General features: G+C 40.5%; 8 protein-coding genes. 4 read left to right on the top strand and 4 right to left on the bottom strand.

Annotated elements, in window-relative coordinates:
- Positions 1–37: 37 nt before the first annotated feature.
- The 3 genes from HWQ58_RS21445 to HWQ58_RS21435 all read right to left on the bottom strand — a co-directional run bounded on the left by HWQ58_RS21445 (position 38) and on the right by HWQ58_RS21435 (position 2,942).
- Positions 38–304: a hypothetical protein gene (locus tag HWQ58_RS21445; RefSeq protein ID WP_292866924.1), complete on the bottom strand. Its 267-nt coding sequence runs from the start codon at positions 302–304 to the stop codon at positions 38–40.
- A 224-nt stretch (positions 305–528) separates the two neighbouring features.
- Entirely contained in the window at positions 529–1,977 is a 1,449-nt protein-coding gene (locus HWQ58_RS21440; RefSeq protein WP_292866923.1) for a site-specific DNA-methyltransferase, read from the bottom strand.
- A gap of 116 nt (positions 1,978–2,093) precedes the next feature.
- Complete coding sequence (locus HWQ58_RS21435) at positions 2,094–2,942, bottom strand: M28 family peptidase (protein ID WP_292866921.1); 849 nt, start codon at positions 2,940–2,942, stop codon at positions 2,094–2,096.
- Positions 2,943–3,259: 317 nt separating this feature from the next.
- On the opposite strand from HWQ58_RS21435, the gene dnaK reads away from it, so the two are divergent.
- Both dnaK and HWQ58_RS21425 read left to right on the top strand, forming a co-directional pair.
- Positions 3,260–5,341 carry a molecular chaperone DnaK gene (gene dnaK / locus HWQ58_RS21430; protein ID WP_292866919.1) on the top strand — a complete coding sequence of 694 codons (2,082 nt, stop codon included), beginning with the start codon at positions 3,260–3,262 and terminating at the stop codon, positions 5,339–5,341.
- Positions 5,342–5,463: 122 nt separating this feature from the next.
- Positions 5,464–6,459: a J domain-containing protein gene (locus tag HWQ58_RS21425; protein ID WP_292866917.1), complete on the top strand. Its 996-nt coding sequence runs from the start codon at positions 5,464–5,466 to the stop codon at positions 6,457–6,459.
- 423 nt (positions 6,460–6,882) lie between these two features.
- Here the strand turns inward: HWQ58_RS21425 and HWQ58_RS21415 are convergent, their stop codons facing one another.
- Positions 6,883–7,242: a type II toxin-antitoxin system Phd/YefM family antitoxin gene (locus HWQ58_RS21415; RefSeq protein ID WP_292866913.1), complete on the bottom strand. Its 360-nt coding sequence runs from the start codon at positions 7,240–7,242 to the stop codon at positions 6,883–6,885.
- A gap of 139 nt (positions 7,243–7,381) precedes the next feature.
- Between HWQ58_RS21415 and HWQ58_RS21410 the strand changes: the two genes are divergently transcribed.
- Both HWQ58_RS21410 and HWQ58_RS21405 read left to right on the top strand, forming a co-directional pair.
- Positions 7,382–7,906, top strand: a complete 525-nt coding sequence (locus tag HWQ58_RS21410) for a J domain-containing protein (RefSeq protein WP_292866926.1) — start codon at positions 7,382–7,384, stop codon at positions 7,904–7,906.
- A 99-nt stretch (positions 7,907–8,005) separates the two neighbouring features.
- Positions 8,006–8,278 carry a DUF3143 domain-containing protein gene (locus HWQ58_RS21405; protein ID WP_292866911.1) on the top strand — a complete coding sequence of 91 codons (273 nt, stop codon included), beginning with the start codon at positions 8,006–8,008 and terminating at the stop codon, positions 8,276–8,278.
- Positions 8,279–8,488: the final 210 nt, after the last annotated feature.

Below are 8,488 nucleotides of genomic sequence, written 5' to 3'. Positions count from 1 at the left end.
ATAATTATCTGTCTCGCCCATCTCTGCTTCCTAAATATTAGACCTGAATCCTTACAGTCAAACTTTCTATAGAACTATCAATTATCAGCAATATATGTTCATTAAAAAGTCGATAAAGCGTTAAGGCTTTATCTTCTCCTAGAGGATATTTATTTTCTTGATCGAGTTCAATTCTATTTACATCAATTGCTGCTAAATACTTAACGGCTTTCTGAGAAAGTACTGCAATATTACGATAGTAAGCTAACACTGAAGAGTGTTCTCTAATTAACCTGGGATGGCAAAATACCTGAATTAGTTGCAAGTTAGGATGTTGATCGATGTAGGTAAATGCTTCTTCTCCAATACCCTATTCTGCCCAATTATCCCAACTATATAAATGATTAACGGTTAATAATTTATCAATTTTAGTTCGCAAAGATAGCGTTTTGTATTCCTTAAGCTTGCGATAAAAGAAGGTTGAACGCAAGCGATAGTTTATACGATGTGCCTCAATTAAGAGATTTGTTTCATCTAATGGCACAGTACTTACTTTTCCCAAATATAAACGCATTTACGTAGTTCTGTGCGCCCGTGATTTCCCATTTGCTGGCTACTATTTCCTTTGCCTCTTCCTAATGTCCAAATATATCGCGTTTTCAGTCCAAAAGACTCTGCTATATCTGATAAAATCAGGTCTACAGGAACTTCCTCTCCAGCATATCTAACGTTATCATTTACCATTGCAACTATACCACCGGGTTTGATAATACGAGCTAATTCATAAATTATAAAGCACATTTCATAAAAGTAATTACCTACCATCCTGACAATATTATCATTATTTAATTTACCTTGTTTTTTATTATTTTCTAATATTATTAATATTTCTTGTAAAGCAGCCTGATTTTTAAAGGTAGAATCTATTTTTAAGAAATCCTGATAGCATCCTTTAGCAGTATAATATTCTTCTAAAAAATTACGCTTATCACGATTTTCTACAGTGCATGATAGCATTTGTTGGCGTAAATACTTTACTTTTTCTTCACTACATCCTAAAAACGCAAGTTCAAGAGCATACGTGCGAGTGTAATCATATCTATTAACATAGGGTGGAGACGTAATGACAAAATCAATACTATTATCTTGGAGAGTTGGAAGAATTTCTAAAGAAGAACCCTCATAAAGATTAGGTTCTATATTTTCGACAGTATTAGATTTATTAGTTGTGAATTTTAATAATAAATTATCACTAAATAAATCTAGTTGGATAGGACTGATATTTAAATCTGATGTAATCTGCTTTAGCTTTCGATTAATTGCATCTTCAAAAGATAAAATTTCTCCTTTATTAAATTCACTATTTACCTTTGAACGACCTGAGCGACTATCCCAGCGCAGATATTGTCCATCTTTTCTAGTGTAGCTAATATCCTCTAAAATACAAAATGCAGCATATAGAAATAGAGTACTGATATCTTTATTTGGAATAACATTATTACAATAAGATATGTAACCAACGAGTTGTTCTTCATTTATTGAAGAAAATGCTCCACGGGTTATTGCTAAATGATTAAATATAAACAATTGATCATAATAGTCTTGGAAATTGATTTGTTTTAACTTTGTAATTTCTAAATTTAATGACTCTACATCTATTTTCTCAGCTATGATTCGAGCTTGTGTAGCAAAAATACCAACAGGTAACAGTTCAATTCCCGTAGTTTGCCACCCCAATGCACTTGCAGAAAACAGAGATGAGCCAGCTCCTGAAAATGGATCTATCAGTACACCTGGTTCTAGCTTGAATGTTTGAAGAAGATAGGTAACTAGACGTTCTGAAAATCCTTCTCTATATTTGAACCAGGAAGAAAATGGGGTTTGTCTATTACCCTGGTAACTAACTAAACTTCTATCTAAGCAAGAATTATGAATAATTTTTAATTTAAATTTTTCGTAAAGCTCATTTCTTTGATTTGAAGAGGATATAATTTGCATAAACTTACTTAATATTAAATTATTAGTGATGATTAAATTAATATTTATTAGCTATTTTCAAGTTTTTATTTTTTCTAAATCTAGTTATTATTCACCCATTATTAACTACTAACTTTTTATAGACTCCGAATTGCAATTTCTAAACCTTCACATACACGAGTAAGAAAATCTAAATCCAAAGTAGTGATCGCATCACTAGCTTTGTGATAATGTGGATTTCGCAAGAATGCCGTATCTGTCACCATCATTGCTGGATAACCCAAATCCCAAAAAGGTGCATGATCGCTAAGTCTGGTTTGGGGAACTATTAAACCTCGATTCGGCACGGGTAGCCATTGACTAGATACGCCAGCTTTGCGAATATTACGGCTCATCCCAATTAAGTCAGGCAATGTCCGCAAATTACCAATTAAAGCAATAAAATCACCTGTATCTGGGTAGAAGCGTTCCAGAGGAGGGGGGTAACTTTGGGAACCAGGTGTAGAATCCTTATAGCCCAGCATTTCTAAGGAGATCATTAAGCGTAGCTGTTGCTTTTGTTGATGCAACAGGGCTGCATAATCAGCACTACCCAATAAGCCGTATTCTTCCATATCGAAAGCAACTAGTCTTAAGGGATATCTGACAGGTTCAGTAGCAAACTTTCTCGCCAATTCCAGCAACACCGCCACACCTGTAGCATTATCATCAGCCGCTGGTGTTCCTGGAACGCCATCATAATGAGCACCAATTAAAATTGGTAGTAAATCCTTTTTTTGCCCTCTCGCTTGGGATGGTAAATTTAATATCAAGTTATTACAAGCTTTACCTCTGACTTCAAAGGTGTGGATTTCCACACTCCCACATTGGGAAAATTGCTGGCGGATGTATTCTTGGACAAAAAAATGCCCAGCTGTTGCCATGTAAGGATTGCGTTCTCGCGCTATATCACTCAGGGAAGTCTGTAATCGCTCTGTTAAATTCAAATCTTTAAAGTAGTAGCAATAATATGAGAATTTTCAGGCACTCAAAAAAGCAGAGCAAGCATTATTAAGGTGAACTTACCGATTTGTAAATACCTTAAACAGAAGTAGGCGGATAACAAGAATTGAGGCTGCTTGGGCACACCAACCATCTCAATGCTATCCTAGTCTTGCAACTATCTCCCCTAGCTGCACTTCTTAGCTTACTGCTTTAATGATGAGTATTATACATTGAGGTGTTTTTATCTTGTAGCACAAAGCTAGAGGTAGTCCGCCCAATCATAATAAATATATAAGACACTTTAGGAGAAGAGTAACGCATGGGCAAGGTAGTCGGCATCGACTTGGGTACAACCAACTCAGTAGTCGCCGTTATGGAGGGTGGCAAGCCGGTGGTGATTGCCAATGCAGAAGGAATGCGAACAACCCCCTCCGTAGTTGGCTTCAGCAAAGAAGGTGAAAGAGTGGTTGGGCAAATGGCACGGCGACAAACCGTCCTCAATCCCCAAAATACCTTTTTTGCAGTTAAACGCTTCATTGGGCGGAAGTATGGCGAACTTAATGCAGATTCCAAGCGTGTACCCTACACCATCCGCAAAGACGAAGTAGGTAATATTAAAATTGCCTGTCCTCGTCTTAATAAGGATTTCGCCCCAGAAGAAATTTCGGCAATGGTGCTGAAGAAATTGGCAGACGATGCTAGCCGCTATTTGGGTGAACCAGTCACAGGGGCAGTGATTACAGTACCCGCCTATTTTAACGATTCTCAGCGGCAGGCAACCCGCGATGCTGGTAGAATTGCGGGCTTAGAGGTGCTACGAATTCTGAATGAACCGACTGCGGCATCTTTGGCTTATGGATTAGATCGGGGTGACACGGAAACTATCTTAGTATTTGACTTGGGTGGTGGCACTTTTGACGTGTCGATTTTAGAAGTAGGCGATGGGATATTTGAAGTCAAGGCTACCAGTGGCGATACGCAACTTGGTGGGAACGACTTTGACAAAATAATAGTAGATTGGTTAGCAGAGCAATTTCTGGAAACAGAAGAGGTAGACTTAAGACGCGATCGCCAAGCTTTGCAACGTCTCATGGAAGCTGCGGAAAAAGCCAAAATTGAGCTTTCTGCTGTCAGTGTCACCGACATTAATTTACCCTTCATCACCGCCACGGAAGATGGCCCCAAACATCTCGAAACTCGTTTAACACGTTCCCAGTTTGAAGGCTTGTGTGGTGATTTGGTGGGAAGATTGCGGACACCAGTAAAACGCGCCCTCAAAGATGCCGGACTTTCACCTAGAGACATTGAAGAAGTTGTGTTAGTTGGCGGTTCTACACGGATGCCAATGGTAAAGCAGCTTGTGCGGGACTTAATTGGCACAGAACCGAACGAAAACGTTAATCCCGATGAAGTCGTGGGAGTGGGTGCAGCAATTCAAGCAGGCATTCTCGCCGGCGAACTCAAAGATGTGCTGCTTTTAGATGTCACACCCCTATCTTTGGGATTGGAAACCATCGGCGGCGTGATGAAAAAACTTATTCCCCGCAATACCACCATCCCAGTACGTCGTTCTGACATTTTTTCCACGTCTGAAAATAACCAAAATACTGTGGAAATTCACGTAGTTCAGGGCGAACGGGAAATGGCAGCAAGCAACAAGTCTTTAGGACGGTTCAAGCTGTATGGTATCCCACCAGCGCCACGAGGAATTCCTCAAGTTCAGGTATCATTTGATATTGATGCTAATGGTATTTTACAGGTAACAGCCCTAGATAGAACCACTGGGCGAGAGCAGAGTATCACCATTCAAGGCGCTTCCACCTTGAACGAGTCGGAAGTGAATCGGATGATTCAGGACGCTCAAAAATACGCCGATGTCGATCGCGAACGTAAAGAGAGGATAGAAAAGCGGACTCGTTCTGAGGCGTTGATTTTCCAAGCAGAACGACAACTGAGGGAAGTCGCGCTGGAATTTGGTATGCAGTTTGCCCGCAGCCGTCGCCAAAGAATTGATAATATTTGCCGACAACTAAAGGAAAGTCTTCAGGAAAATAGCGATCGCGGTATCGATCAAGCCTACGCCGACTTGCAAGATGCTCTCTATGAGCTAAATCGGGAAGTCCGCCAGACTTATGCTGAAGATGAAGACGATGACTTGTTTGGTACTATCCGCGACATCTTTACTGGCGGTGATAAAGAACGAGAGCGCGAATCTCCCAGAGATACATATCGAGAACGCGACTCATACAGTAAAGACTATGGCAAAGATTACGGCAGAGACTATGGCAGAGATTATAGCCGCGATAATCGTTCTTCCTCTTATGAAAGCCGTCCTCCACGCAAATCCCGTCCCAGCTACCAAGATAACTGGGATGATGAAGAAGACAATGATTGGTTATAAGAAAAGTTAGGAGTTAGAAGTTAGGAGTTAAAAATAAATCTTTCAACTCATAACTCCTAACTCCTCTCTGCTAACTCATAATTAATCCAAAATCTAAAATCTAAAATTTAAATAACTGAACTATGCAAAATTTGCCGAACTTTCGCGATTACTACGAGATTTTAGGAGTATCTAAAGATGCCTCTGGTGAGGAAATTAAAAAGGTTTATCGGCGGTTAGCAAGACAATATCACCCCGATCTGAATCCGGGTAACAAAGAATCTGAGGAAAAATTTAAGGATATTGGCGAAGCTTATGAAGTTCTTTCCGATCCAGCCAAGCGATCGCAGTACGACCAGTTTAGCCGCTACTGGAAGCAAAAAGGCTTTGCGGGTAACAAACAAACGCCAAAGGCTAAAACTTGGCAGAGTAGTGCTAGCGATCGCAATGGCAATCAGGACGTAGATCCCAGCCAATTCTCCGATTTTGAAAGCTTTATTAATCAAGTTATCGGCGTTAAAAATAAGAGTGCAGCAAGTAATTCTAGTAATGGCAATACTAGCGATCCGTTTCGTACCCCCAGAACAAAAGTTGCTTACACCGTTAACACTCCACCTCGCACAACCCGTCGAGATATAGAAGCCAGATTAACGCTTCCACTAGAAAAAGCTTATCAAGGTGGTAATGAACGCATTCGTTTGGAAGATGGGCGATCGCTAGAAGTTAATATGCCTCCAGGGATGGTAACAGGTCAAACCATCCGTTTGCGGAACCAAGGCGTTGGTGGTGGCGATCTATACTTAAAAATTACCGTTGAACCTCATCGATTATTTAAGCTAGAAGGTTTAAATATCGTCTGCCAAGTACCTGTTACTCCCAGCGAGGCAGTTTTAGGAGGACAGGTAGAAGCACCCACTCTTGATGGGCCTGTGAAAATGACCACCCCTCCCGGCGTTAGGTCTGGTCAAAAATTTCGATTAGGCAATAAAGGCTATCCTAACGATGACGGGAAACGTGGCGATCAATTAGTAGAAATTCAAATAGTTACACCGAAAAATATTAGTCAAGAAGAACGGGAACTTTACGAAAAGTTACGGCAAATTGAAACTTTTAAACCTCGTGCTGATTTAATACGTTAGAAACTAGCTTTTCATTAGGATGTCAAAAAAGAGCGATGGTTAGGAGACGATTTACATGACTTTCCAAGAGCTACAAATAGGCGATTACTTTCGTGTATCTGGTATAAGTGCTGAATGCGTGTATAGAAAGGCAAGCATTTCTCATTGTAGTCAAAACACTTTATTACAGCCCATTCGACCCAGCACAAAGGTTATAGTACTTACTCCCACAGAAGTCACTAACTATTTTGCAACCAAGCAAGAGTATCTTAAAAGCCTTGTGAAATAAAGATTGTACTAGCTACAGATGCGGCTGGTAGGGGTAAAGCTTAGGCAGACTGAAACCATTGTTTTGTCTAGCCCGCGCAAGGAAGCTTTGTTTGTGTAGCCTCACCCTTCAGGGTATGGTAATTTTGATGAAGGTATTGATTTAAAGAAAGCTACTCATAGAGAATCGCTGTTAGCCAAATTTTGCTGTCCTTGTGCTTTAATATTTGCAAAAAAAGCTGGAAGTGACTCGTCGTTATATTCAGTATACTGTCCACTATCGAGTTGCTTAATACCAATGTCAATCTGACTGCGTAATGCTTCTAACTTGAGTTTTTGCAGTTCTTCCTCAAGGCGCTGGAGTTCATCTATCATCTGTTGAAATGCTTGCGCTTCATGCACCACAACCTCAGCTTTCCCATTCACCGTTAGTACAAGTGGGGACTTTGTGGCCTTGATCCGCTCCACGTAATCTTTGGCATTGCGCTTAAAGTCGGTAAGAGTTTGAATATTTTCGAGATTAATTTTGATCTGCATCGCATCTAATTAAATGCTTTATTAAGATATCTTATCAGATGCTAGACCTGCTGTGTCTTCTCCAATTCATAAAGGATTTAAAATATAAAAAATATCTTTGAGCAAAGTGACTCAAACAGATGTGAATCAAAACGGGGCAATGCCACAAAGCAGCGAACCAACTTATTACTCCCTGCTAGGACTACATCCCTGGGCATCGGTAATTGACATTCGTCGCGCTTATCGGCAACTGAGCAAACTCTATCATCCTGATACTACAGACTTGCCGACTGCGATCGCCACTCCCAAATTTCAGCAAATCAACGAAGCCTACGCCACCCTTAGCCATCCAGAACGGCGCTTCTGCTACGATTTAAAAATTGGCTATTCCCGCTTTGGAGTAATTCAACCACCCCCTGATTTGAATCATCCCGTCTCGCGTTCGTATAACTGGTCAAAATCAGCTTACCTCGATGCGAGCGATCGCCCCTTATCATCTGGCGAAATATTTGCTTTATTTATGCTGGTGTTAACATTTGTAGGTTGTCTGTTATTAGCAGTTGCTATTGGCTTAACTCGTGGCGAGGCTGCTTTCCAAACCCATAAGCTGCAATCAGCTGCATTTGTACAACAGCAGATTACCTATATGTCGCAACTAATTACCTATCTAAGAATTAAAAATTAAACAATTCCCCGATCCAAAATCATTCGACTGAGACGTTCGGCGAGCGCTCAGTTAGGCCGCACTCACAACGAAGTCCAAAATCCAAAATCTAAAATTCCTATGGCTCTTCTTCCTTCTGATACTCCGCTATATAATCATCCCCTGCCACAAATTGAGCAGTGGCTAAAAGATCAAGGCTGTCAACAAGACGAAACACAAAGACATTGCTGGCGCGTACAGCGATCTAGTTGGCAAGCTGAATTATGGCTCGATGTTGAGCAAATTATAGTGCGATATGTTCAATCTGGGGAAAATGGACAAGATATCCAACGCTCATTCAAGTATTCTCTTAGTCGAAATGATGTAGAACAAGCTGTGTTTTCTGGGCCATAAGGAACTGCTAATGTATTATGGGACTTACGCAAAAATCCCCAAAAAGCTTAATTTATCGAATCGCCCGATCTGCAATATGCTTCCATCAACGCCTAGCGTCTCAAAGAGAAGAATTGTAGAGTGTGCGTAAGTCCTATATTAGATTAAACCAAAAAGGTAAGGATTCAGGTGGCAGAGTATTGACAAGGGGGACACTTGAGGGGGAGTATC

The sequence above is a fragment of the Nostoc sp. LPT genome (genome assembly GCF_017115165.1).
Lineage (GTDB): Bacteria > Cyanobacteriota > Cyanobacteriia > Cyanobacteriales > Nostocaceae > Nostoc.
This window is presented reverse-complemented; position numbering and strand designations above follow the sequence as displayed.